This is a genomic window from Pseudomonas sp. PB105 (assembly GCF_009764655.1).
Taxonomy (GTDB): domain Bacteria; phylum Pseudomonadota; class Gammaproteobacteria; order Pseudomonadales; family Pseudomonadaceae; genus Aquipseudomonas; species Aquipseudomonas cyclaminis.
The window spans coordinates 75,345-99,090 of record NZ_RWIO01000061.1 but is presented as its reverse complement, the minus strand read 5'-3'; the positions used below and the strand labels follow the sequence as shown (position 1 = coordinate 99,090).

Genomic DNA, 23,746 nt, shown 5'->3' with positions numbered 1-23,746 from the left:
AGGGGCTTTGGGGAGGCGAAAAAAAACCGCTTTCGCGGTGGGGGGGTTACTTCAGGAAGGTTGGCAGCTCGGGCCACACCAGCTTCGAAGGTTCGCTTGCCTGCTCAGGGATATCGCGCAATGCCTTGCGATACGCAGCTACCTCAGCACGTTGTGCGTCGGTGGCTGGGTGGTCCGGCAACTGGGTGAAATCAGTAGCACGTAGAAATTGATCACGACGGGCGCGAATAGCTGCCCACTCCACTTCCGGCATTGGATACGCAAGCGGCGAAGTTTGAAGCGTTTCAACAGATGTATCAGACATATCAATCACCTCAGTTAAATACCACGTTCTCAGCGCGCGACAACCTCGATTTCAGTTCACCCACATTGAAGAGGCGACCATTACCCACTCGCATCGTGTCGATACGCACAGTTGTATAGTAGATATTTGGCACCAGAATACGCATCACGACGTTTCCGTTGGTATCTGCATAAACGGCAGGCGTCATATTACCAAACGTCGAAATATTCATAAGAGCCCTGTTAGGCTTATAGCAATAACCCACCACCGTCTCATCAATAATCTTGGCGGTTCCGTAGCTATAACCCTGAATATTGAACCAGAACATTTCCGCGCTGACGTTAATATTCAATGGCAACTTGAAATGTATGTATACCTTTTCAAGGCCTCCCAGATCGGTTGAATCGAAATCGCCTACAGACAAGACACTGATAGGAGTCCCCTGCCCGTCGATACCTCCGGTAGTGTAAACATGACCTTGGAAAATATTCCGTCGAACGGAGCCAATTGCGTTGGCACTCCCCTCGACATCCTTGAGATTTCGCCACTCATTGAACTGCGCCAACGCCCCGGCCATGGTCGTATTGATACTGCCAATCTTTCCATTGACCGCAGTGGTCAAGTTATTTGCCGCTGTCACCAGCGACGTAATAGTCGTTTCTAGACTCACGTTTAAAACTCCTTAAGTGTTAATGCCTTAACGGCTCGCTTCCAGCGACATCAAACGAAACAACAATTCGGTGTGACGAGCCATATTGTCGATATTCGCTGTTGCGAGTACCGCAACATCCTCCCCCAACAATATATTGAGGTTGTCACTCCCCACCACAATCGTCACGCTATCCGCCGGCAACGGCGAAATATCCAGCGTGAACTTTTGCAGCACTCGCGCCGCCGCCGCTTTATACGTCAGCAACTTCCCCGCCACGGAATACACCGCCAGCAAGGTCCCGCTGGCGAGGTAAAAGCCGAACTCGCCAATTTCATATTCACCGTCGCCATCAAACAGCGCGGCCATCCTGAGTTGGCGCTCGCCCAGGTCTTCGTAATCCACAATGGCGACGCGCTGGCGCTCATCGCGCAGGGCCAGTTCAGTGCCGTCGGGGTTGTAGCGGCCGGTGCCGGCGCCGACGTGGGTGATTTCGCCTTTCAGGCCCTGGTTCTTTGCCTGCAGCACTTCATCCAAACCCTTGGAAGTGAAGCGCACCAGGCGCGTAATGTCATCTGTCATGGCTGCGCCCTGAGGTCGTAGTCGTTAATGGTGTAGTGCCGGGCCACCCCGGCACTGTTAAGCCGGGCGGCAAGCCCGAACTGCGGAAGCGCCCCTTCAAGCAGCAACTCGCCATCGCTCAGCGGGGTGTGGGCTGCGCTGTTGACGGAGAACGCACCGTGTAGCTTCACGTCGGGCAAGGCGCCGGGCTGGCTGTCGTCGCCGATGCTCAGCCCAGGATCAGCCGCGGCAGCCACGCGCAAGCCTTGGGAGGTTTCATGCACGAGGGTGATCGTGGCCAGGTCCCGCTCGCTTTGCGCCGCGTTGATGCGTCGGATCAGGCGGTTGTGATCGCCACTGGACCAGTTGCGGCCGATGATCGCCTGCACATCGAAGGTGTAAGGCGTACCCTGCGGCCGCTGTTGGTACCAGGCGCTGATATTGGGCGTGAACCCCAATGATTCCACGGCATGACTCAAGGCCTTCGGTGTGCCGGCCTGGCGCTGGATCTGCCAGGACAACGCCACGGTCAGGCGCTTTTCCGTTTCACTGGAGTCGGCGTTCCATTCGCTGACACCTCGGTCTGCGGCCAGGTAGGGAAGAAACTCGGTAGGCGTTTGCAATGGATTCATCAACGCCGGAAACGGCGGTTCAACCCGATCCAGCAACTGGCCAAACCCCAGGTCCAACGCCTTTTCCAGCGGTGAACTGTTAGCCGGCAACAAACTCGCTTTGAGCTCACTCATAGCGTGCGCACCTCCACCTCGACACCCGTGCAATACGGAGCCTGGAACGCGGTGCTGACAATCGGCGCCAGCGGTTCGAGGATGTGCAGTTGCGCAGCGCCGGCACTGTGGATGGCGTAGTCGATCCAGCTGGGGTCCACCCGCCCTTCCAGGCGGTGGCAGGACTCTGCGTAGTCTTGCAGCAGTTTCTGCGCCGCCACTTGGGTCAGCCCCGAGTCCGGGCCGGCGTTGATCTTGGCCACCACGCGAATTTTATAGGGTTGAATCTGCGCGCCTTGGACGCTGACCAGATCGGTTTCGGGCCTTACATCCGGCCGTGCGAAATGTCGACGCACACCGTCAAGCAAGTCGGCAGATGGCGTGCCGTCGCCCTCCCTCGAAAGCACAGTGACCATGACTTCACCCGGTGCGGTGCGGCGAGCGTTGCCGTCCTTGACCTGGGCCGCGTAACCGTCCGGGTCGAAGGTGTAGGTGACCGTGACCACACCGGGCGTCGCACTTTGCACTTTCACCGCCGGGCGCTCACCCAAAGTGAACACTTCACGGCGATACTGCATGCGCGAGCCCGCCGCCGGAGCGTGGGGCGCCAGGTAGTAACGCAGGCGGGCGTCGTCGTCGCTTTCCAAGGTGGGCGGCACCGGCGGGAATGCGGCCGGGTCGCCGGGGTCGAGTACTTGGCGTTCCAGGCCCATATCGGCCAGGCGTGCATCCAGGTTGCTGCCGGTGGCCCACCACGCCAGCATCTGCTTGATGCGGGCGTTATATTTGCGCTCATGGGTTTGCAGGCGCACGCAAAAAGCTTCCAGCGCCAGGGTCAGCAGTTCGCTTTCGTTGTCGAGGCTGACCTGGAGTTTGGCTGCGCTTTGCGGCGCGCGGGTGGCGACGTAGTCGATGACAAACGCTTTGAATTCGGCCAACAACGGTTCGAACTCATCGACCTTAATAATGGCCGGTTCCGCCAGTTGGTTCTGGCCGGGGATCAGCATGCTCATGTCACGACCTCGAAGGATTGTTGGCGGTTTTTCCAGATGCCGGCAAACCGCAACAGCAGGCCGGCGCCTTGGCGGGTGGCGACGATGACCTGAGGGTCGAAGTCGCCGATGCCGTTGTGGGTGTTGTAGAAGGCTTGCGCGGCGTGGCTCTGGGCGAGGATCAACAGGTCATCGCCGAGGTTCTGGCCGAGCAACTGCGGGATCAGCGAGCCGTACAACGGGCGTTTTTGCCGAGTGCCCACAGGGGTGGTCAGCGCTCGGGTGGCGCGCTGCACAAATTGCAGCCAGTCGTCGACGGCCGCCCCGGTGTTCCTATCGATTCCGAGCATGGGGTGTCCTTATCGGGGGCTGATGACGCGTCCTTGATGGTCAACCACCGGGCCGCTGAAGTGCGCGCCGCCGGCATCCAGCAACAGGCTGGTGCCGCCGACTTGCAGGGTGATGCCTTGGGCGTGGAGGGTCAGGCTGGCGGCGCCGACTTTGACGTCAACCTGTTCGCGGGAACCGCTGAAGGTGGTCGGGCCGTTGACCCAGTTGAAGGTGTGGCTGGCGTCGTCGTAGTCGCTTTGGGTGCCGTCTTGGTGTCGGCGCCGGGTCAGCGTCGCCACGCTGGAGACCGGCGGGAAGCGATCACTGTTGAGGCCGAACAGGGCCACGGATTGCACACCGCCCTCCCCCCCGCCGTAGTTGAGCAGCAGGCATTGCTCACCCACCGTGGGGATGCGGGTTTCGGTTTGTGCACCGGCGCTGGGGTTGAAAAAGCGGATCGCCGGGGTGAGCAAATCGCCGTGGCTGACCTTGCAGGTGTTGCTGGCCGCATCGACCTGCTGGCAAACACCGATCCGGCAGAAGCTCTCGGCGCGGCGGTAGAGGTCCTCGAGCTGGGACTCCATCTCGGCCAGGCGTTCGACGATCGGTCCCAATTGCATGCGTAACAGCGCGTCGAACATGGGCTACTCCTCCAGTGGCTGGTATTGGGTTGGGTCGTCAATGTTGGAGACGTCCCAGGTGCAGGCAAATAGCGGTTGGCCTGTGGGATCGTCGAGTAACGCCGGCCCCAGATAGAGGGTTTGCGTGAAGGAAACCGTCCAGGTGTCGTAGTCCGTTTGCACGGAAGTGCGCACAGCGGGCGCAGCGACGATATTCGCCGGCAAATCGCACTGTGCCTGGGGCAAGTTCCAACGGTTATCCAGCACCAGGTCCATCAGTTGGCTGGCCAGGTCGCAGGCGTCGAACGGCAATGCACCGGGGGCGACCATGGCCCTGAGTGAAATGGCCAGAACGTGGGCCTTGCGCCCCTCGCGAGAACGAATGCCCGGGCCATTGCCTTCGACCGTAACCATTACGCCGGTTTGTTCAGCATCGCCTTGAAAGTCTTGGTGACTGCCGACCTTGATGTCCGGGAAGGCCGCATGCAGCACCGAGCCGATGGCCTGGGGCAGTTGGGATGGCTTTTCGATAAACGTCATTTTAAGTCGCGTCCTTGCAACGGTTAGTGCGGGTCCTGGCCGGAGCCTTGGTTGATCCCGATGCGCTTGGCCGCCCATCGTTCATAAAGGCCGATGGCCACATCAGCACCGGCCATGGCGGTCAGGCAACCAATCGCGCCGGCGGTCCAGATCGACATGCCGGCGGCGTAGCACAGCATCAGGGCCGACACCCCGCAAACCATGCACGCTCCGGAACGCAGGGCCAATCGGCGGATCAGCGACCAGCCACGTGCGCCTTCTTTATCGGCGCGCCACATTTCACCTGAGACCCCGCCGATCAGCGCCAATATGATGACCAGCCAGATAGGCATTTCCGCTAACGCTTGCTGTTCATTTGTCATGTCACGCCTCCTGGCTGAGCAATAAATAGTCCGTATTTCATTTACAAATGCTTGGATAGGTAGGCATTCCAAAAAGCCCGGTCGCCCGGGCTTTTCAGTAATGATGTCCTCGGACTTTCGGCGCTACTGGCGCGGTACGGTCCTTCCCTCGATGTTTTTCCGACCACGATCCCTGTCTGCCGGATAACTGCTTCTGGTGCTTTACGCTGCACACCCGGGTCAGTTGCCAACCCTCTGAACCGTTAAGGCCGGTTCATCGCTGCCTGTTGTTGAAGCGTTGAAACTAAAGAGCGTCGGCATCCTTGCCGGTGTTGCCTGGCATCCCTGCCATCGCTTCGATGGCGTCCTTGCCGATGTTGCGTGCCTTCCTTGTCTTCCTTGGCAGCATCCTTGCCGCCTCCACCAGGCCTTGTTGGCTGGCTTGAGATGAAGAATATGCATGTATGCATATACAGTCAATGCATAAACGCATTTATTTTTGCCAAGGAAATGCATTGATGCATTGAAAGCCTTACGGGCTTGGGCTTGGCCGGTTTTCCAGGAGCGAAAAAAAACCCGCACATGGGCGGGTTTCTTCTTACGCGTGGAGGTTAGCGGGCGTACATGCCCCACCAGAAAACATGACCGAGGATACTGATCTGCTCATCCTGGATCTCCTGGAAGCTGTAGTCCTCATCCGGATGTTCATCACGATTGAAGCTGCGCAGGCGAATGCCGGAAGGCAGGCGGTAGAGCTGTTTAACCCGCAACTGGCCGTTGTGATTGATGGCATACAGGTCGCCATCCACAATATCGCCAATGCCGCTCTTGCCGGCATTCACCCCCACCGTGGCGCCGTCGCGCAACACCGGCAACATACTGTTGCCGCGCACTGTCACGCACTTGGCCTGGTCGAACTGCACACCGTTATGCCGCAGGCTGCGTTTTCCAAAACGCAAGCTGGCCTTCTCGCTTTCCTCGATGACGAATCTTCCTGATCCAGCAGCCAATTCAACCTCGCGCAGAAAGGGGATCGACACCTCGTCATCATTAACGGGCGTGTCGTCGTCCCACAGGCTTATGTCCTTGAGTTCAGAATGCATAGGGTCGCGCTCGTCGTCCCGCGAAACGCCGACCTCTACGCGCCCGCGCAGTTGGTCGGTGCTGACGCGGAAGTACTCGGCGATGCGGGAAATATGCTTGTCCGATGGGTCGACGATCTTGCCGCTGAGAATCCGGGACAACGTGGATTGAGGCACGCCGGTACGCCGGTGAAGCTCCGTGGGGGAGATCCGGTCGCGATCCAGCAGTTCTCTTAAGACGATAGAAACGTTGCGTTTTTGCATGATGCGGATACTGACGGGAGATTGAAAGGTTAGCAAATGCTAAACGGCATACATTATGCACTTTTTTATGCATTGACCATGCCCTTAGCAGGTCTGCGAAGGGCAAGTGTTGAGTGATAACCTTATCGCCATCGCAAAACCGACGGGAGACGAGCAAGGATGACTCAATGGAGAACTTACAATTTCTGGACCAAGGCATGGATACTTAGCCTGATGGCACTGATTACCCTCGTTTCCGACGATGCAGATCCAGGCTCATGGGGCGATGGCTCGTCTAATCGCAAACGCGTCTTCAGCCCCGGCTTCATTGTGCTCTGCACTTTGGTGGCGGCGTGCGAACTGATACTCCTGAACCATTTCTACGGTAAGTGAACTGATTTGAAACCCTGTAATTAAGTCGCACCCTTTTGCGTTTTACCTATCAGCTTGCGACCTGCGAAGCCCCGACCTCGCGTGTTAACCTTGCCGCCATCGCAAAATTAGCAGGGCCAGGTGCCCCATCTTTGCCCCACTCCTTTTAACGAATTTGCTAACTATCTGATGAGTAAGAACACTTCCGATCTGTCCTCCCATACCCCAATGATGCAGCAGTACTGGCGCCTGAAAAACCAGCACCCTGATCAGTTGATGTTCTATCGCATGGGCGACTTCTACGAGATCTTCTACGAGGACGCGAAGAAGGCCGCCAAGCTGCTGGACATCACCCTGACCGCGCGCGGGCAGTCGGCGGGGCAGTCAATTCCGATGTGTGGGATTCCTTACCATTCGCTGGAAGGTTACCTGGTCAAGCTGGTGAAGCTGGGCGAGTCGGTGGTGATTTGTGAGCAGATCGGCGACCCGGCCACGAGTAAAGGGCCGGTGGAACGTCAGGTGGTGCGCATTATCACGCCGGGGACGGTGAGTGATGAAGCGTTGCTGGATGAGCGTCGCGATAACCTGATCGCCGCGGTGCTGGGCGATGAGCGTTTGTTCGGCCTGTCGGTGCTGGACATCACCAGCGGCAATTTCAGCGTGCTGGAGATCAAGGGCTGGGAGAACTTGCTGGCGGAGTTGGAGCGCATCAATCCGGTGGAGTTGCTGATCCCGGATGATTGGCCCAAGGACTTGCCGGCGGAGAAACGCCGTGGGACCAAGCGCCGTGCGCCGTGGGATTTTGAGCGTGATTCGGCGCTGAAAAGTCTTTGCCAGCAGTTTTCGGTGCAGGACCTTAAGGGCTTCGGTTGCGAGACGTTGACCCTGGCCATCGGCGCCGCCGGTTGCCTGCTCAGCTACGCCAAGGAAACCCAGCGCACTGCCCTGCCGCATTTGCGCAGCCTGCGCCATGAGCGCCTGGACGACACGGTGGTGCTCGATGGCGCCAGCCGCCGAAATCTGGAACTGGACACCAACCTGTCAGGCGGGCGTGACAACACCCTGCAATCGGTGGTCGACCGTTGCCAGACCGCCATGGGCAGCCGCCTGCTGACGCGCTGGTTGAACCGTCCGTTGCGGGATCTGGCGGTGCTGCAAGCGCGTCAGACCTCTATTACCTGCCTGCTGGATGGCTACCGCTTCGAAAAGCTGCAACCGCAGCTCAAGGAAATCGGCGATATCGAGCGGATTCTGGCGCGGATCGGCCTGCGCAATGCGCGCCCTCGTGACCTTGCACGCCTGCGTGATGCCCTCAGCGCTCTGCCACAGTTGCAAGTGGCAATGACCGAACTGGACACGCCGCACCTGCAGCAGTTGGCCGAAACCGCAGGTACCTATCCGGAACTGGCAGCCCTGCTGGAAAAGGCCATCATCGACAACCCGCCGGCGATTATCCGTGACGGCGGTGTATTGAAGACGGGTTACGACAGTGAGCTGGATGAGCTGCAAGCCCTGAGCGAAAACGCCGGGCAGTTCCTGATCGACCTGGAAGCCCGCGAAAAAGCCCGTACCGGCCTGGCTAACCTGAAGGTCGGCTACAACCGCGTGCATGGCTACTTTATTGAGCTGCCGAGCAAACAGGCCGAGTCGGCACCTATCGACTATCAACGCCGCCAGACCCTCAAAGGCGCCGAGCGTTTTATCACGCCGGAGCTCAAAGAGTTCGAAGATAAGGCGCTGTCGGCCAAGAGCCGCGCCCTGGCTCGCGAAAAGATGCTCTATGAAGCCTTGCTCGAAGACCTGATCAGCCAACTGGCGCCGCTGCAAGACACCGCCGCCGCCCTGGCGGAACTGGATGTATTGAGCAACCTTGCCGAACGTGCGCTGAACCTTGACCTGAACTGCCCGCGTTTTGTCAGCGAGCCGTGCATGCGCATCGTGCAGGGGCGCCACCCGGTGGTCGAACAGGTGTTGACCACGCCGTTCGTCGCCAACGACCTGTCGCTCGACGACGATACCCGCATGTTGGTCATCACCGGTCCGAACATGGGCGGTAAATCCACCTACATGCGCCAGACAGCGCTAATCGTATTGTTGGCGCATATCGGCAGCTTTGTACCCGCGGCCAGTTGCGAGCTGTCCCTGGTGGACCGCATTTTCACCCGAATCGGCTCCAGCGACGACTTGGCCGGTGGCCGTTCCACCTTTATGGTGGAAATGAGCGAAACCGCCAATATTCTGCACAATGCCACCGAACGCAGCCTGGTGTTGATGGACGAAGTGGGGCGTGGCACCAGCACCTTCGATGGTCTGTCCCTGGCCTGGGCGGCAGCCGAGCGGTTGGCGCATCTGCGGGCTTACACGCTGTTTGCCACCCACTACTTCGAGCTGACGGTACTGCCGGAAAGCGAGCCGCTGGTGGCCAACGTGCATCTCAATGCCACCGAGCACAATGAGCGCATTGTGTTCCTGCACCATGTGCTGCCAGGGCCGGCGAGCCAAAGCTACGGCTTGGCGGTGGCGCAGTTGGCCGGTGTGCCGAACGACGTGATCCTGCGTGCCCGCGAGCACCTCAGCCGGCTGGAGACCACGGCCTTGCCCCACGAAACGGTGGTCGCCAGCCCGGTCAAAGCCAACAGCAAATCCGCCGCGCCGCACCAGAGCGATATGTTCGCCAGCCTGCCCCACCCAGTGCTGGATGAGCTCGCAAAGCTCGACCTGGACGGTTTGACGCCACGTAAAGCGCTCGAAATGTTATATGCACTGCAGGTTCGGATATAACGCAGACGCTTGCAAGCTGGTAGACTCTCGCGCGGTTTGGGATGCTGCAGGCTTTTAGCCTGGCCTGCAGACTATCGCTCCCGAACCTCGCGAGCCCTGCCGTAAAGGGTTTCGCCGCCGCCGCCTGAGGAGAAAATTAGAAATGACCTTCGTCGTTACCGACAACTGCATCAAGTGCAAGTACACCGACTGCGTCGAAGTGTGTCCGGTGGACTGCTTCTACGAAGGCCCGAACTTCCTGGTTATTCACCCGGATGAGTGCATTGACTGCGCCCTGTGTGAACCAGAATGCCCGGCCGTCGCGATTTTCTCCGAGGACGAAGTGCCTACGGGCATGGAGCAATTCATTCAGTTGAACGTCGAGCTGGCCGAAGTGTGGCCAAACATCACCGAGCGCAAAGATCCGATGCCGGATGCCGCTGAATGGGATGGCAAGCCCAACAAAATTGAGCAACTAGAGCGCTAAAGCGCCGCTGCCCAACTGAAAAAGCCCCTTTTACAGGGGCTTTTTTGCATTCCGGGGGCAAGCATTTACTTTTTCGCAGGCAAAAAAAAGGGGCGGTATGACCCGCCCACATTTTTTCCCTAGTCCCTGTATTCCTTTTCATCATCCTGATGAATCGCATCCTGCGACGTTCCTTCAAACCATCGTTCCTTGATGGCTGTGCCAATCCGTGGACACAGGGCTGATGTTAGAGGGTTCCCCGGGAAGTTCAACGGGGCACAACTCACCCCGCCACACAGTCACACCCGCAACACGCTATAAAATACTTCTTATATATCAATATCATAGAGATATCTTTCGATATTTAGAGCCGTAAGGATCTGATAGAAAAACCGAACACTTACGCAAAAGTAAGTTAATGCTTACACGCACGACTGAGTAAATGCGCACCCGATACCGCCTGCGCCTTGCGTAGACAAGAAAAAGCCCCGACAACGCGAGGCTCTTTTGCCCTTCAACCCTCTCAGTCGTCGGTGACGGTAATGGTCGGCATGGCCGGTGCCGCCGCCTCCTGCAATACAATCCGCGCGCCCACGTGACGGGCCAGTTCCTGATAAACCATCGCAAGCTGACCGTCCGGCTCGGCCGCTACGGTAGGTTTACCGCCGTCGGCCTGTTCTCGAATGGCCATCGACAACGGCAACGACGCCAGTAATTCAACCCCGTACTGGGTCGCCAGCTTCTCGCCGCCGCCTTCACCAAACAGGTGTTCGGCGTGACCGCAGTTGGAGCAGATGTGCACTGCCATGTTTTCCACGACGCCCAGCACCGGGATGTTGACCTTGCGAAACATCTCCACGCCTTTTTTCGCGTCGAGCAGCGCCAGATCCTGGGGTGTGGTCACGATTACCGAACCAGCCACCGGGACTTTCTGCGCCAGGGTCAGTTGGATATCGCCAGTGCCTGGCGGCATGTCGATGACCAGATAATCCAAGTCGCCCCAAGCGGTCTGCGTAACCAATTGCAGCAAGGCGCCGGAAACCATCGGCCCACGCCACACCATCGGCGTGTTTTCATCGGTCAGGAACGCCATGGACATGACTTCCACGCCCAGGGATTCGATGGGCACGAACCACTTCTGATCCTTGACCTTCGGCCGCGTACCTTCGGCAATCCCGAACATCACGCCTTGGCTTGGGCCATAGATGTCGGCGTCAAGAATGCCTACGCGGGCGCCTTCACGGGCCAGGGCCAGCGCCAGGTTGGCCGCCGTGGTGGATTTACCCACACCACCCTTGCCGGAGGCCACGGCCACCACGTTCTTGACGTTAGCCAGGCCCGGAATCTGTGCCTGGGCCTTGTGCGGCGCGATCACGCACTGGATGTCGACCTTGGCTGAACGAACACCGTCGAGACCTTCGATAGCCATTTGCAACATCTGCGCCCAGCCACTTTTGAACAGCCCGGCGGCATAACCCAGCTCCAGCTGCACCGACACCTGATCCCCCTGGACCTCAATGGCGCGCACACAGCCGGCACTGACCGGGTCCAGATTCAAATAGGGGTCGGTGTACTGGCGAAGAACGGCTTCCACCGCTGCGCGATTCACGGCGCTCATGGGCTACTCCCGAAAAAGACTGACTGAAACAGGCGGCTATCCTAACCGTTCCGGCCGCTGAACGGCATGCTTTCGAAGGGCTGGAAAATTCTGAAACAGCGTCACGGGGTGAAATAAATTTCCCGGCGCTTTATAGTGGCCGACCTCCGTTTCATCAAGTAGCCGAGCCCCATGTCCGAGCCACGCAAGATCCTCGTCACCAGCGCCCTGCCCTATGCCAATGGTTCTATCCATCTTGGCCATATGCTTGAGTACATCCAGACCGATATGTGGGTGCGCTTCCAGAAGCACCGCGGCAACCAATGCATCTATGTCTGCGCGGACGACGCCCACGGTTCGGCCATCATGCTGCGCGCCGAAAAGGAAGGCATCACCCCGGAACAACTGATCGCCAATGTGCAGGCTGAACACAGCGCCGACTTTGCCGAGTTCCTGGTGGACTTCGACAACTTCCACTCCACTCACGCCGAAGAAAACCGTGAGCTGTCGAGCCAGATCTACCTCAAGTTGCGTGATGCCGGGCACATTGCCCAGCGTTCGATCACCCAGTATTTCGACCCGGAAAAGAAAATGTTCCTGGCCGACCGCTTCATCAAGGGCACCTGCCCAAAATGCGGCACTGAAGACCAGTACGGCGACAACTGTGAAAAATGCGGTGCCACTTATGCACCGACTGACCTGAAGGATCCGAAGTCGGCAATCTCCGGCGCCACGCCGGTACTCAAGGATTCCCAGCACTTCTTCTTCAAACTCCCGGATTTCCAGCAGATGCTGCAAACCTGGACCCGCAGCGGCACCCTGCAGGATGCCGTGGCGAACAAGATCGCCGAATGGCTGGATGCCGGCCTGCAACAGTGGGATATCTCCCGCGATGCACCGTACTTCGGCTTCGAGATCCCGGATGAGCCGGGCAAGTATTTCTATGTGTGGCTAGACGCGCCGATCGGCTACATGGCCAGCTTCAAGAACCTCTGCGACCGCACGCCGGAGTTGGACTTCGACGCGTTCTGGGGCAAGGACTCCACCGCCGAGTTGTACCACTTCATCGGCAAGGACATCGTCAACTTCCACGCCCTGTTCTGGCCGGCGATGCTCGAAGGTTCGGGCTACCGCAAGCCGACCGGTATCAACGTGCACGGCTACCTGACGGTCAACGGCCAGAAGATGTCCAAGTCCCGTGGCACCTTTATCAAGGCGCGCACCTACCTGGACCACCTGTCGCCGGAATACCTGCGCTACTACTACGCGTCCAAGCTGGGCCGTGGCGTCGACGACCTGGACCTGAACCTGGAAGACTTCGTACAGAAGGTCAACTCGGACCTTGTCGGCAAAGTCGTCAACATCGCCAGCCGTTGCGCCGGTTTCATCCACAAGGGTAATGCCGGGTTACTGGTTGCAGAAAATGCCGCACCGGAACTGACCGACGCGTTCCTGGCCGCCGCGCCAAGCATCGCCGACGCCTATGAAGCCCGCGACTTTGCCCGCGCCATGCGCGAGATCATGGGCCTGGCCGACCGCGCCAACGCCTGGATCGCCGACAAGGCCCCGTGGTCGCTGAACAAGCAGGAAGGCAAGCAGGCAGAAGTCCAGGCGATCTGCGCCACCGGCGTCAACCTGTTCCGCCAGTTGGTGATCCTCCTCAAACCGGTGCTGCCATTGCTGGCGGCCGACGCCGAGGCATTCCTCAACGTCGCCCCGTTGACCTGGAACGACCACACCACCTTGCTCAGCAACCACCAGTTGAACGAGTTCAAGCCGCTGATGACCCGTATCGACCCGGTAAAAGTCCAGGCCATGACCGACGCTTCGAAAGAAGACCTGGCCGCCAGCCAGACCGACACCGGCTCGGCTGCACCAGCGGGCAACGGTGAATTGGCCAAAGACCCGCTTTCTCCGGAAATCGAGTTTGACGCCTTTGCCGCCGTTGACCTGCGTGTTGCGCTGATCATCAAGGCCGAAGCCGTGGAAGGCGCCGACAAACTGCTGCGCCTGACCCTGGACATCGGTGACGAGCAGCGCAATGTGTTCTCCGGGATCAAGAGCGCGTATCCGGACCCCTCCAAGCTCGATGGTCGCCTGACCATGATGATCGCCAACCTCAAGCCACGCAAAATGAAGTTCGGTATCTCCGAAGGCATGGTGATGGCGGCTGGCCCTGGTGGTGAAGAGATCTACCTGCTCAGCCCCGATAGCGGCGCCAAGCCGGGTCAGCGCATCAAGTAACCCTGCAAATCAGCCCTGCCGTCTCGGCGACAGGGCTGTTGAGCTAGTGCCCCTTTCTCGCTTGCCGGATAATCAGGCCCTGTTTGTTTAACCGGCTTGCCAATGATCACCCCATGAATCTGATTCAACGTATCGACGCGCTGCTGCCGCAGACCCAATGCGGAAAGTGCGGGCACCCGGGTTGCAAGCCTTACGCCGAGGGCATCGCGCAGGGCGAGGCCATCAATAAGTGCCCGCCCGGTGGGCAGGAAACCATTGCAGGCCTTGCGCTGCTGCTGCGCGTACCGGTGCTGGACCTCGACACCAGCCGTGGCGAGGCGCCAGCGCAGGTTGCGTACATCCGCGAGGCTGAGTGCATCGGGTGCACCAAGTGCATACAGGCTTGCCCGGTAGATGCCATCGTTGGCGCCGCCAAGTTTATGCACACGGTGATTATCGATGAGTGCACGGGCTGCGACCTGTGCGTCGCACCATGTCCGGTGGACTGCATCGAGATGCGCCCGCCGATCACCGTGCTGCCTATCGTAGGTGGCCTGGCGGCCAACGACGAAGAACGTCATGACCGTGAAATCAAGCGCAACCGCGCACGGCGGCGCTTCGAGCAACGTAACGCGCGCTTGCAACGAGAAGAAGAGCACAAGCTCGCCGAACGCCTGGCCCGAGCCAGACGCGTGGTACCGGAGCCTCCCACACAGCTGGATACTCACGAGGCCGCGAGGGATGCGTCGATCAAGAAAGCCAAGATCAACGTTGCAATGAGCCGCGCCCAATTACACAAATCGCTGAAGGCATTTGGGCATCCGCCAACATTTGAGCAGCAATCACAGTTGATCGTTCTGCAACAGCAGTTCGAAGCAGCAGAACAGGCACTGGCCGCCTTGGACCAGAACAACGCGCTCGCGACGCCGCTCCCCAGCAACAACAACGCCGCCCTCAAACGCGCCAAGATCCAGTTGGCGATGCGCCGCGCAGAGCTGAAGAAAGCCCAGGACCAACAGGGTGATGCACAACAATTGGCCGACGCAAGAAGCAAGGTCGATGAGGCCCAACGCCAGCTGGATGCCCATGGTGACTGACGCGCCCTGGAGTGGTTGATCGCCATTGCCGCCCCCCTTTGATACCTGCCGGGTTTATGCTACTCGGGTCGTTGCTCGCAGGGTTCCAGGCCTGGACCCACTATTCGAAACTACGCTGATCGCCTGCAAGGAATCCTAAGCCCGATGAACGCCGCAAAACGCCTGGAAATTTTCCGCAGGTTTCACGAAGACAATCCGGAACCCAAGACCGAACTGGCCTACTCCTCGCCGTTCGAGTTGCTGATTGCGGTGATACTGTCGGCCCAGTCTACGGACGTTGGCGTCAACAAGGCCACGGCCAAGCTGTATCCCGTGGCAAACACACCAGAGGCAATCTATGCCCTGGGTGTGGACGGGTTGTCGGAGTACATCAAGACCATAGGCCTGTACAACAGCAAGGCCAAGAATGTCATCGAGACATGCCGCCTATTGGTGGAACTGCATGGCAGCGAAGTGCCACGAACCCGCGAAGCCTTGGAAGCCCTGCCGGGCGTGGGACGCAAAACCGCGAACGTGGTGCTCAATACCGCATTCCGACAACTGACAATGGCCGTGGACACCCACATTTTCCGGGTCAGCAATCGAACCGGCATTGCGCGCGGCAAGAACGTGGTTGAGGTGGAAAAGCAGTTGATGAAATTTGTGCCCAAGCCTTACCTGCTCGACTCCCACCACTGGCTGATCCTGCACGGGCGTTACGTTTGCCAGGCCCGCAAGCCACGCTGCGGCAGCTGCCGCATCGAAGACCTGTGCGAATACAAGGAAAAGACATCGGACGATTGAGAGCTCATTGGTTTTCTCGATCAATCGATTGAAAAAATCTTTTTTACCCGTCCATGGATTATCGTTATAAGGAGCGCCAACGGCAGTCTTACTCCGGAGTTAACGTTATGAGCACTGACAAAGAACAGTTGGATGTGGAAGACGACCTCGTTGAGTCGGATGACGATGACGCGCAACCCCCTGTGGCTGAGGTGGCCAAGACCAATCTGAGCAAACGCCGTACTATCGACAATCTTCTGGAAGAACGACGCTTGCAAAAACAACTGTCCGACTACGACTTCGATCTCTGAGGAGCGCTAGACGGCCGGAAGCCTCCCTGACGGAGGCTTTTTTATGCCGACGGTCCCGGACTATGTGCAGGCTGCCCCCCTCTATACCAAGCCATTACGCTGGGCGAGCTCGATCAGGTCCACGAGGGAACGAGCATTGAGCTTGAGCAGCAGGCGAGTCTTATAGGTGCTGACCGTCTTGTTGCTGAGGAACATTCCGTCGGCGATCTCCTTGTTGGTTCTACCCCGGGCCAATTGCTGCAACACCATCATTTCGCGACCCGACAAACGCTCGACCATATCGGCCTCGCTGGCATTGCCCATGGTAGAGCGTACCGAGTTGAGTGCCTGGTTCGGAAAGTAGCTGTAGCCCGACAACACTGCCTTGATCGCACTCAGCAGCTCGGTCAGGTCCTGTTGCTTGCACACATAGCCGGCAGCACCGGCCTGCATGCAACGCATGGAAAAATGACCAGGGGCCTGCGAGGTGAGCACGAGCACCTTGAACGGTATTGCTTGCTTGGTAGATGACAGCCGGCAAATAACTTCCAGGCCATCGAGTTTGGGAATCCCAATATCCAGTATGACAATGTCCGGCATATGCTCCCGTGCAAGTTGCAACGCATCGACACCGTTATCGGTCTCGGCAACGACCTCATAACCATGGCGTTCCATTAGCATACGCACAGCAAGACGAATGACGGGATGATCATCCACGATCAGCACTTTATTCATGAGAAAGTCCAATTTCGCTGTTCGAATTATTTAGAGCAAGCACAATAGCCTAGTCGTTTGCTAGTTGGCATAGCGCTCCCCCCCAGGCAAGAGCAAGCAGAGACCCACCCCACAGCGATAAAGGAAATGCCCTACAAAAAAACGCAGACTTGGATGTTTCCAGTTTTATAGAGCCTTTCAGACCTTTCCGGCATTTTTCATATTTTGAGCGAAATCTCCCTAGGAACCCCGACACCAAGTAACCATGCTGCACACCGCTATCAGCAAATGCCTCTTGCACATCGACTGCAGAGGCGCGGGCAGGGGTAAAAAAATCAACAGTTTCAGCTCCATTTAACATATTTATTTACATCCTTATTTCCTACAGACCCATGTGTCTTTTACATACTCCCGTAACTACATGAGTGAATTATCTGTAAGACTGGTTCCTACACATATGTAAAAAATTCATTCCTCCCTACAAAAAACGCAGATAACGCACGGCAATCAAGAGTCGAGTTTCCGAAAAGTTTGAACACTGGGTTTAAACAATCTTGAACAACACCGACTTATTTAAAATCCTGGGCAAAAAAATGGCCCCTTGAAAACAAGGGGCCACTCTTCACAACCGGCTAAGCCCTCAGAACAACGAGCGGCCTTTGTTGGCAGCGATGCGCATGCGCAATGCGTTCAACTTGATAAAGCCTGCTGCATCCGCCTGGTTATAGGCGCCGCCATCTTCTTCGAAGGTGGCGATGTTGGCGTCGAACAGCGAGTCATCGGACTTGCGACCGGTAACGATCACATTGCCCTTGTACAGCTTCAGGCGCACAACGCCATTCACGTGGGCCTGGGAGGCGTCGATCATCTGTTGCAGCATCAGACGCTCTGGGCTCCACCAGTAGCCGGTGTAGATCAGGCTGGCGTACTTGGGCATCAACTCGTCTTTGAGGTGAGCCACTTCGCGGTCCAAGGTGATGGACTCGATGGCGCGGTGAGCGCGCAGCATGATGGTGCCACCTGGTGTCTCGTAGCAGCCACGGGACTTCATGCCCACGTAGCGGTTCTCGACGATGTCGAGACGGCCAATGCCGTGTTCGCCACCGATACGGTTCAGGGTCGCCAGCACGGTGGCCGGAGTCATTTCGACGCCGTCCAGTGCGACGATGTCGCCGTTGCGGTAGGTCAGTTCCAGGTATTGCGCCTTGTCTGGAGCGTTCTCCGGGGAGACGGTCCACTTCCACATGTCTTCTTCGTGCTCGGTCCAGGTGTCTTCCAGCACGCCGCCTTCATAGGAGATGTGCAGCAGGTTGGCGTCCATCGAGTACGGGGATTTCTTCTTGCCATGACGCTCGATCGGGATTGCGTGCTTTTCAGCGTAATCCATCAGCTTTTCACGGGAGAGCAAATCCCATTCACGCCAAGGGGCAATCACTTTCACGCCAGGCTTGAGTGCGTAGGCACCCAGTTCGAAACGCACCTGGTCGTTGCCCTTGCCGGTGGCGCCATGGGAAATGGCGTCGGCGCCGGTTTCGTTGGCGATTTCGATCAGGCGCTTGGCGATCAGCGGGCGTGCGATGGAGGTACCCAGCAGGTACTCGCCTTCGTAGACGGTGTTGGCGCGAAACATCGGGAAGACGAAATCGCGGACGAATTCTTCGCGCAGGTCGTCAATGTAGATCTCTTTCACGCCCATGGCTTGCGCCTTGGCACGTGCTGGTTCGACCTCTTCGCCCTGACCCAGGTCAGCGGTGAAGGTCACCACTTCACAGTTATAAGTATCCTGCAGCCACTTGAGGATCACCGAAGTGTCCAGGCCGCCGGAATACGCGAGAACGACCTTGTTTACGTCGGCCATGCCATCACTCCACGGGGTTGTACGGAAAGGCGTCGATTCTACCGACCAAAACCGTGAAATTACAGGGGCGCGACAGCAAATGAAGATAAAGCGACAGATTATGTCGAGGGCGCGACCGACGGCCGCCCCTTAAGAAGTGTGCGCGGGGTTGCTCGGCACAGCAGCCTGAGGCGCCGGTTTCTCGGGGGCAGCCACCCGCTCAAGCTGAATATTCACCCGGCGGTTGCGCGCCCGGTTGGCGGCATTTGTATTCGGTGCCAAAGGATAGCTCTCGCCATGGAAGCGCAGGGTGATCTGGGATTCCTGGATGCCATTGGCCTTGAAGTAGTCCATCACCGCCAGTGCACGACGCCGTGATACATCGCGATTGCTCAGGCGATTGCCGCTGTTGTCCGAGTGACCGTTCAATTCGATGTGGTTGACGGTAGGGTCCGCTTTCAGGAATTCGAGAATCACCGCCAGCTTCTGCTTGGCCGCCGCGTCCAGCTCGATACCACCGCCGGGAAAACCGACTTCGGTCTGCTTGACCTGATCGTAATTCATCGGCAGCAACTTGGCCGTGCACAGCTGATAGTCACTGTAGGCCTTGTTGAATTTCACCGGCAGCAGGCGAATCTCTGAATAGCCGCCCTCGCGCCCGTAGTGACGCACGGTGGGTGAACGGCCATCGAGCAAACCATTGAACAGGCGCCCGGCCTGGGCCTGGGAGCTGTTGAACAGCACATCGCCACTGCCTGCGCGCACGGCGCCGAGATTGATATCGCCACGACCAGGCTGCCACGGCGCCGCAGCGGCCAACAAGGTGGCGGATCCTGAACCCAGCGAGCCGTTATAGGCCTTCAGGCGGAATGTCGCCTGCTCACCGGCCCGGCGCACGAACTCACCCGAACCGAAATCGGTGATCGGTTGGGTCAGGCGGCACTCGAACTTGTCACCCTCCACCTTCCACTCAATATTCTCCAGACGTGTCTGGAACGTGAGGGCCATTGCAGGCAGGCTGGCGAACACACTGAGCAGGGCTAGATAATGCTGGCGCACGGGAGGCTCCACTGGTTTCTACAACACTTCAAAGCGTCATACATCGATAAGGCATACGAAAGGCTATCGGATGCATCCTGCAAAACTTGATAGCGAGTGCCTGCAAGAGTCTTTTCCGGTAGCATTCCCACCAGATTGACCCGCCTGGAATCCCCAATGTCTGACCGCCTGACCCTGCTGCGTCCCGACGACTGGCATATTCATCTTCGCGATGGTGCTGCGTTGCCCCAAACCGTGGCCGATGTAGCGCGCACGTTTGGCCGCGCCATCATCATGCCTAACCTGGTACCACCGGTGCGTAACGCCGCTGAAGCCGATGCCTATCGCCAGCGTATCCTCGCTGCACGACCGGCCGGCAGCCGCTTCGAACCATTGATGGTGCTCTACCTCACCGACCGCACCCAGCCCGAAGAAATTCGCGAGGCCAAGGCCAGCGGTTATGTACACGCCGCCAAGCTGTACCCGGCTGGCGCGACCACCAACTCCGATTCCGGCGTGACCAGCATCGACAAGATCCTGCCCGCCATCGAAGCCATGGCCGAAGTCGGCATGCCGCTGCTGATCCACGGTGAAGTCACCCGTGGCGACGTGGACGTGTTCGATCGCGAGAAGGTCTTCATCGACGAGCACATGCGCCGCGTGGTCGAGTTGTTCCCGACCCTCAAGGTGGTGTTCGAGCACATCACCACGGCCGATGCCGTGCAGTTCGTCAACGAGGCCTCGGCCAACGTCGGCGCAACCATCACCGCGCATCACCTGCTCTATAACCGCAACCATATGCTGGTGGGCGGGATTCGGCCGCACTTCTATTGCCTGCCGATCCTCAAGCGCAATACCCACCAGGTGGCGCTGCTGGATGCCGCGACCAGCGGGAACCCGAAGTTCTTCCTCGGCACTGACTCGGCGCCCCACGCCCAGCACGCCAAGGAAGCCGCGTGTGGCTGTGCCGGTTGCTACACCGCCTATGCCGCCATCGAGCTGTACGCCGAAGCGTTCGAACAACGCAATGCTCTGGATAAACTCGAAGGTTTCGCCAGCCTCAACGGCCCACGTTTCTATGGCCTGCCGGCGAATACCGACCGCATCACCCTGGTCCGGGAAGACTGGACCGCCCCTGCCAGCCTGCCATTTGGCGAGCTGACCGTTATCCCGCTGCGCGCCGGTGAAACACTGCGCTGGCGCCTGCTGGAGGAAAGCAAGTGAGTGAAGACCATTACGATGACGACCAGGAACACGGTGGCGGTGGTTCACGCCACCCGATGGCCGAACGTTTCCGCGGCTACCTGCCTGTCGTTATCGACGTAGAAACCGGCGGCTTCAATTGCGCCACCGATGCGCTGCTGGAAATTGCCGCGACGACCATCGGCATGGATGAACAGGGCTTCGTTTATCCAGAACACACCCATTTCTTCCGCGTCGAGCCGTTTGAAGGTGCCAACATCGAAGCGGCAGCCCTGGAGTTCACCGGGATCAAGCTGGATCACCCCTTGCGCATGGCCGTCAGCGAAGAAGCGGCACTGACCGACATTTTCCGTGGCGTTCGCAAGGCATTGAAGGCCAATGGCTGCAAGCGTGCGATCCTGGTGGGGCATAACAGCAGCTTCGACCTGGGCTTCCTGAATGCTGCCGTGGCGCGCCTGGACATGAAGCGCAACCCGTTTCATCCGTTCTCCAGCTTCGACACCGCCACCCTGGCTGGCCTGGCTTATGGCCAGACCGTACTGGCCAAGGCGTGCCAGGCCGCCGGTATCGACTTCGACGGTCGCGAAGCCCACTCGGCGCGCTACGACACCGAGAAGACCGCTGATCTGTTCTGCGGCATCGTCAACCGCTGGAAACAAATGGGCGGTTGGGAAGACTTCGGCGACTGAGGCTGACTCGAACGGGCTTTCATGGCTAGCCGGGCTTGTTGTGGTGAGCGAGCTTGCTCGCTCACCACAACTACAGGTCAAAACCCGCACATAAAAAAACCGGCCCTCACAGGCCGGTTTTTTTTCGCCGCGAATCTGGCTTACAGCTTGCCAGCGTTCTCGGTCAGGTAAGCCGCAACGCCTTCTGGCGAAGCGTTCATGCCTTTGTCGCCTTTCTTCCAGTTGGCTGGGCAAACTTCGCCGTGCTCTTCGTGGAATTGCAGCGCGTCAACCAGGCGGATCAGCTCTTCCATGTTACGGCCCAGCGGCAGGTCGTTGATGATCTGCGAGCGAACAACGCCCTTGTCGTCGATCAGGAACGCGCCACGGAAGGCAACGCCGCCTTCAGACTCAACGTCGTAGGCCTTGGCGATGTCGTGCTTCATGTCAGCAGCCATGGTGTATTTGACTTTGCCGATGCCGCCATCGTTGATGGCGGTGTTGCGCCAGGCGTTGTGGGTGAAATGGGAGTCGATGGAAACAGCAACCACTTCAACGTTACGCGCCTTGAAATCGTCCATGCGGTGGTCCAGAGCGATCAGCTCCGAAGGGCAGACGAAGGTGAAGTCCAACGGGTAGAAGAACACCAGGCCGTATTTGCCTTTGATGGCTTCAGACAGCTTGAAGCTGTCTACGATTTCGCCATTGCCGAGGACGGCTGGTACGTCGAAATCCGGGGCTTGTTTGCCGACGAGTACGCTCATTGGGTATCTCCTGAGGGGGGTGACTTGAAGTAAAAGGATCCCTTCCAGTGTGTCGTGGGTAAACGACAACGCTGTGACGGAATCACGCTTCGTGAAGACCGACCATCATACACGGCTCGGGAAAAAACCGTTCGTCAGCGGGTAATCATTCTGACCAGAGAAAGACAGAATCTACTTTGACAATCATTCTCGTTAACATTAAGATCCATCGCACTTAAGCCTTAACCCGCGACGGTTCTCCCTTATGTATGTGTGCCTGTGTACTGGCGTCACCGACGGACAAATCCGCGAAGCAATCTATGAAGGTTGCTGCAGCTACAAGGAAGTGCGCGAAACCACCGGCGTTGCCAGCCAATGTGGCAAATGTGCTTGCCTCGCCAAGCAAGTGGTTCGGGAAACCCTGACGCAGCTGCAGACAGCCCAGGCCGCGCTCCCTTACTCAGCAGAATTTACACACGCTTAAAACAGCGTGTTTTAAAGAACCGGACTTAGTGTCCGGTTTTTTTATGCCCGTAATTCAATTAGTTAGCGTCAAGACGCGGAACACAAACATTCTTATTCCGATTAATTTTCATTTATTATTCAATAACTTAGGTTTGACACTAGGGTTTTCGCCGCTCAAACTCCGCCCTATATACAGCTATTACAGGGCAGGACCCCAGTCATGAAAGGCGACATCTCAGTCATCCAGCAACTCAACAAAATCCTTGCCAATGAACTGGTCGCGATCAATCAGTACTTCCTGCATGCGCGCATGTATGACGACTGGGGCCTGGAAAAGCTCGGCAAGCGCGAATACAAAGAATCCATCAAGGCGATGAAGGACGCAGACGCGCTGATCAAGCGCATCCTGTTCCTCGAAGGCCTGCCGAACGTGCAGGACCTGGGGAAGCTGAACATCGGCGAGCACACCCAGGAAATGATCGGCAGCGACCTTGGTTTTGAACGCAAGAGCCACAGCGACCTCAAGGCCGCCATCGCTCACTGCGAAGCCCAGGGCGACTTTGGCAGCCGCGAACTGCTGGAAGATATCCTGGAAGACCAGGAAGAGCACATCGACTGGCTGGAAACCCAACTGGGCCTGATCGACAAGGTCACCCTGGAAAATTACCTGCAATCGCAGATGGGTGAATAACCCGCTCTCGCAGGCGTAAAAAAGCCCCGTTCTCTCACGAGAAGCGGGGCTTTTTATTGCAGGCAAATCAGGCGTCGGTCTTGGCCGCTGCGTTTGCCGCTGCTTCTTTGATCAGCGCCTGCAACGAACCATCAGCTGCCATTTCAGTGATGATATCGCTACCGCCAACCAGCTCACCGGCTACCCACAGTTGCGGGAAGGTCGGCCAGTTGGCGTACTTTGGCAGGTTGGCGCGGATTTCAGGGTTTTGCAGGATATCCACATAAGCGAACTTCTCGCCGCACGCCATCACAGCCTGGGACGCCTTCGCGGAGAAACCGCACTGAGGAGCGTTCGGAGCGCCCTTCATGTAAAGCAGAATGGTGTTGTTGGCAATCTGCTCTTTGATCGTTTCGATGATATCCATGGAACACCTCGGCTGGAACTTTGCGACTCACAGGTCGGCACGGTGGCG

The 23,746-nt window shown here is 58.1% G+C and carries 26 protein-coding genes; 10 read left to right on the top strand and 16 right to left on the bottom strand.

All coding sequences use genetic code 11. The features are described 5' to 3' along the window. Nucleotides 1-46 precede the first annotated feature (46 nt). The 10 genes from EJD88_RS16240 to EJD88_RS16195 form a co-directional block, all read right to left on the bottom strand. A complete protein-coding gene (locus EJD88_RS16240; protein ID WP_244643647.1) occupies nucleotides 47-304 on the bottom strand; it encodes a tail fiber assembly protein in 258 nt (85 codons plus the stop codon). Nucleotides 305-314: 10 nt separating this feature from the next. Beyond that, the gene (locus EJD88_RS16235; RefSeq protein ID WP_099583469.1) at nucleotides 315-953 is read right to left on the bottom strand and encodes a hypothetical protein; all 639 of its coding nucleotides are present in this window, start codon (nucleotides 951-953) and stop codon (nucleotides 315-317) included. 27 nt (nucleotides 954-980) lie between these two features. Beyond that, entirely contained in the window at nucleotides 981-1,514 is a 534-nt protein-coding gene (locus EJD88_RS16230; RefSeq protein WP_158878468.1) for a hypothetical protein, read from the bottom strand. Further along, nucleotides 1,511-2,239, bottom strand: a complete 729-nt coding sequence (locus EJD88_RS16225; protein WP_158878467.1) for a phage tail protein I — start codon at nucleotides 2,237-2,239, stop codon at nucleotides 1,511-1,513. The genes EJD88_RS16230 and EJD88_RS16225 overlap by 4 nt, the downstream gene beginning before the upstream one ends. Continuing rightward, a complete protein-coding gene (locus EJD88_RS16220; RefSeq protein WP_094774803.1) occupies nucleotides 2,236-3,231 on the bottom strand; it encodes a baseplate J/gp47 family protein in 996 nt (331 codons plus the stop codon). Before EJD88_RS16220 ends, EJD88_RS16225 begins: the two co-directional genes overlap by 4 nt. Further along, the gene (locus tag EJD88_RS16215; protein ID WP_112193769.1) at nucleotides 3,228-3,560 is read right to left on the bottom strand and encodes a phage baseplate protein; all 333 of its coding nucleotides are present in this window, start codon (nucleotides 3,558-3,560) and stop codon (nucleotides 3,228-3,230) included. Before EJD88_RS16215 ends, EJD88_RS16220 begins: the two co-directional genes overlap by 4 nt. 9 nt (nucleotides 3,561-3,569) lie before the next feature. Then, nucleotides 3,570-4,181 carry a phage baseplate assembly protein V gene (locus EJD88_RS16210; RefSeq protein ID WP_158878466.1) on the bottom strand — a complete coding sequence of 204 codons (612 nt, stop codon included), beginning with the start codon at nucleotides 4,179-4,181 and terminating at the stop codon, nucleotides 3,570-3,572. Between the two features lie 3 nt (nucleotides 4,182-4,184). Further along, nucleotides 4,185-4,700, bottom strand: a complete 516-nt coding sequence (locus EJD88_RS16205) for a hypothetical protein (protein WP_158878465.1) — start codon at nucleotides 4,698-4,700, stop codon at nucleotides 4,185-4,187. A gap of 23 nt (nucleotides 4,701-4,723) precedes the next feature. Then, the gene (locus EJD88_RS16200) at nucleotides 4,724-5,062 is read right to left on the bottom strand and encodes a phage holin family protein (protein ID WP_112193763.1); all 339 of its coding nucleotides are present in this window, start codon (nucleotides 5,060-5,062) and stop codon (nucleotides 4,724-4,726) included. 590 nt (nucleotides 5,063-5,652) lie between these two features. Next, the gene (locus EJD88_RS16195; RefSeq protein WP_158878464.1) at nucleotides 5,653-6,387 is read right to left on the bottom strand and encodes an XRE family transcriptional regulator; all 735 of its coding nucleotides are present in this window, start codon (nucleotides 6,385-6,387) and stop codon (nucleotides 5,653-5,655) included. A 540-nt stretch (nucleotides 6,388-6,927) separates the two neighbouring features. On the opposite strand from EJD88_RS16195, the gene mutS reads away from it, so the two are divergent. Then, nucleotides 6,928-9,519, top strand: a complete 2,592-nt coding sequence (mutS, locus tag EJD88_RS16190; protein ID WP_158878463.1) for a DNA mismatch repair protein MutS — start codon at nucleotides 6,928-6,930, stop codon at nucleotides 9,517-9,519. A gap of 142 nt (nucleotides 9,520-9,661) precedes the next feature. Then, nucleotides 9,662-9,985 (top strand): ferredoxin FdxA, encoded by a 324-nt coding sequence (fdxA, locus tag EJD88_RS16185; protein ID WP_158878462.1) that lies wholly within the window; start codon nucleotides 9,662-9,664, stop codon nucleotides 9,983-9,985. A gap of 502 nt (nucleotides 9,986-10,487) precedes the next feature. Here the strand turns inward: fdxA and apbC are convergent. Further along, nucleotides 10,488-11,582 (bottom strand): iron-sulfur cluster carrier protein ApbC, encoded by a 1,095-nt coding sequence (apbC, locus tag EJD88_RS16180; RefSeq protein ID WP_158878461.1) that lies wholly within the window; start codon nucleotides 11,580-11,582, stop codon nucleotides 10,488-10,490. Between the two features lie 171 nt (nucleotides 11,583-11,753). Here apbC and metG point away from each other — a divergent pair, with 171 nt between their 5' ends. From metG to EJD88_RS16160, 4 genes are all read left to right on the top strand, one after another. Then, nucleotides 11,754-13,805, top strand: coding sequence for a methionine--tRNA ligase (gene metG, locus EJD88_RS16175; protein ID WP_158878460.1), 2,052 nt, complete (start codon nucleotides 11,754-11,756; stop codon nucleotides 13,803-13,805). 113 nt (nucleotides 13,806-13,918) lie between these two features. Further along, nucleotides 13,919-14,881, top strand: a complete 963-nt coding sequence (gene rsxB, locus EJD88_RS16170) for an electron transport complex subunit RsxB (protein WP_158878459.1) — start codon at nucleotides 13,919-13,921, stop codon at nucleotides 14,879-14,881. A 144-nt stretch (nucleotides 14,882-15,025) separates the two neighbouring features. Next, nucleotides 15,026-15,664: an endonuclease III gene (gene nth / locus EJD88_RS16165; RefSeq protein WP_099583483.1), complete on the top strand. Its 639-nt coding sequence runs from the start codon at nucleotides 15,026-15,028 to the stop codon at nucleotides 15,662-15,664. Between the two features lie 107 nt (nucleotides 15,665-15,771). Beyond that, nucleotides 15,772-15,954: a PA3496 family putative envelope integrity protein gene (locus EJD88_RS16160; RefSeq protein WP_158878458.1), complete on the top strand. Its 183-nt coding sequence runs from the start codon at nucleotides 15,772-15,774 to the stop codon at nucleotides 15,952-15,954. An 81-nt stretch (nucleotides 15,955-16,035) separates the two neighbouring features. Here EJD88_RS16160 and EJD88_RS16155 read toward each other — a convergent pair whose 3' ends face one another. From EJD88_RS16155 to EJD88_RS16145, 3 genes are all read right to left on the bottom strand, one after another. Then, nucleotides 16,036-16,668: a response regulator transcription factor gene (locus EJD88_RS16155; protein WP_099583485.1), complete on the bottom strand. Its 633-nt coding sequence runs from the start codon at nucleotides 16,666-16,668 to the stop codon at nucleotides 16,036-16,038. A gap of 619 nt (nucleotides 16,669-17,287) precedes the next feature. Beyond that, a complete protein-coding gene (locus EJD88_RS16150; protein WP_049709749.1) occupies nucleotides 17,288-18,505 on the bottom strand; it encodes an argininosuccinate synthase in 1,218 nt (405 codons plus the stop codon). Nucleotides 18,506-18,634: 129 nt separating this feature from the next. Beyond that, complete coding sequence (locus EJD88_RS16145; RefSeq protein ID WP_158878457.1) at nucleotides 18,635-19,543, bottom strand: OmpA family protein; 909 nt, start codon at nucleotides 19,541-19,543, stop codon at nucleotides 18,635-18,637. A gap of 156 nt (nucleotides 19,544-19,699) precedes the next feature. Between EJD88_RS16145 and pyrC the strand changes: the two genes are divergently transcribed. Continuing rightward, nucleotides 19,700-20,746 (top strand): dihydroorotase, encoded by a 1,047-nt coding sequence (gene pyrC / locus EJD88_RS16140; RefSeq protein WP_158878456.1) that lies wholly within the window; start codon nucleotides 19,700-19,702, stop codon nucleotides 20,744-20,746. Beyond that, a complete protein-coding gene (gene rnt, locus EJD88_RS16135) occupies nucleotides 20,743-21,414 on the top strand; it encodes a ribonuclease T (RefSeq protein ID WP_032891788.1) in 672 nt (223 codons plus the stop codon). Before pyrC ends, rnt begins: the two co-directional genes overlap by 4 nt. A 140-nt stretch (nucleotides 21,415-21,554) precedes the next feature. Here the strand turns inward: rnt and EJD88_RS16130 are convergent, their stop codons facing one another. Further along, nucleotides 21,555-22,157 (bottom strand): peroxiredoxin, encoded by a 603-nt coding sequence (locus EJD88_RS16130; RefSeq protein ID WP_003172097.1) that lies wholly within the window; start codon nucleotides 22,155-22,157, stop codon nucleotides 21,555-21,557. A 244-nt stretch (nucleotides 22,158-22,401) separates the two neighbouring features. Here EJD88_RS16130 and EJD88_RS16125 point away from each other — a divergent pair, with 244 nt between their 5' ends. Both EJD88_RS16125 and bfr read left to right on the top strand, forming a co-directional pair. Next, nucleotides 22,402-22,620, top strand: coding sequence for a bacterioferritin-associated ferredoxin (locus tag EJD88_RS16125; RefSeq protein ID WP_010564137.1), 219 nt, complete (start codon nucleotides 22,402-22,404; stop codon nucleotides 22,618-22,620). Nucleotides 22,621-22,821: 201 nt separating this feature from the next. Further along, nucleotides 22,822-23,292 (top strand): bacterioferritin, encoded by a 471-nt coding sequence (gene bfr / locus EJD88_RS16120; protein WP_017526353.1) that lies wholly within the window; start codon nucleotides 22,822-22,824, stop codon nucleotides 23,290-23,292. A gap of 67 nt (nucleotides 23,293-23,359) precedes the next feature. Here the strand turns inward: bfr and grxD are convergent, their stop codons facing one another. Next, nucleotides 23,360-23,698, bottom strand: coding sequence for a Grx4 family monothiol glutaredoxin (gene grxD / locus EJD88_RS16115; protein ID WP_158878455.1), 339 nt, complete (start codon nucleotides 23,696-23,698; stop codon nucleotides 23,360-23,362). Nucleotides 23,699-23,746 lie beyond the last annotated feature (48 nt).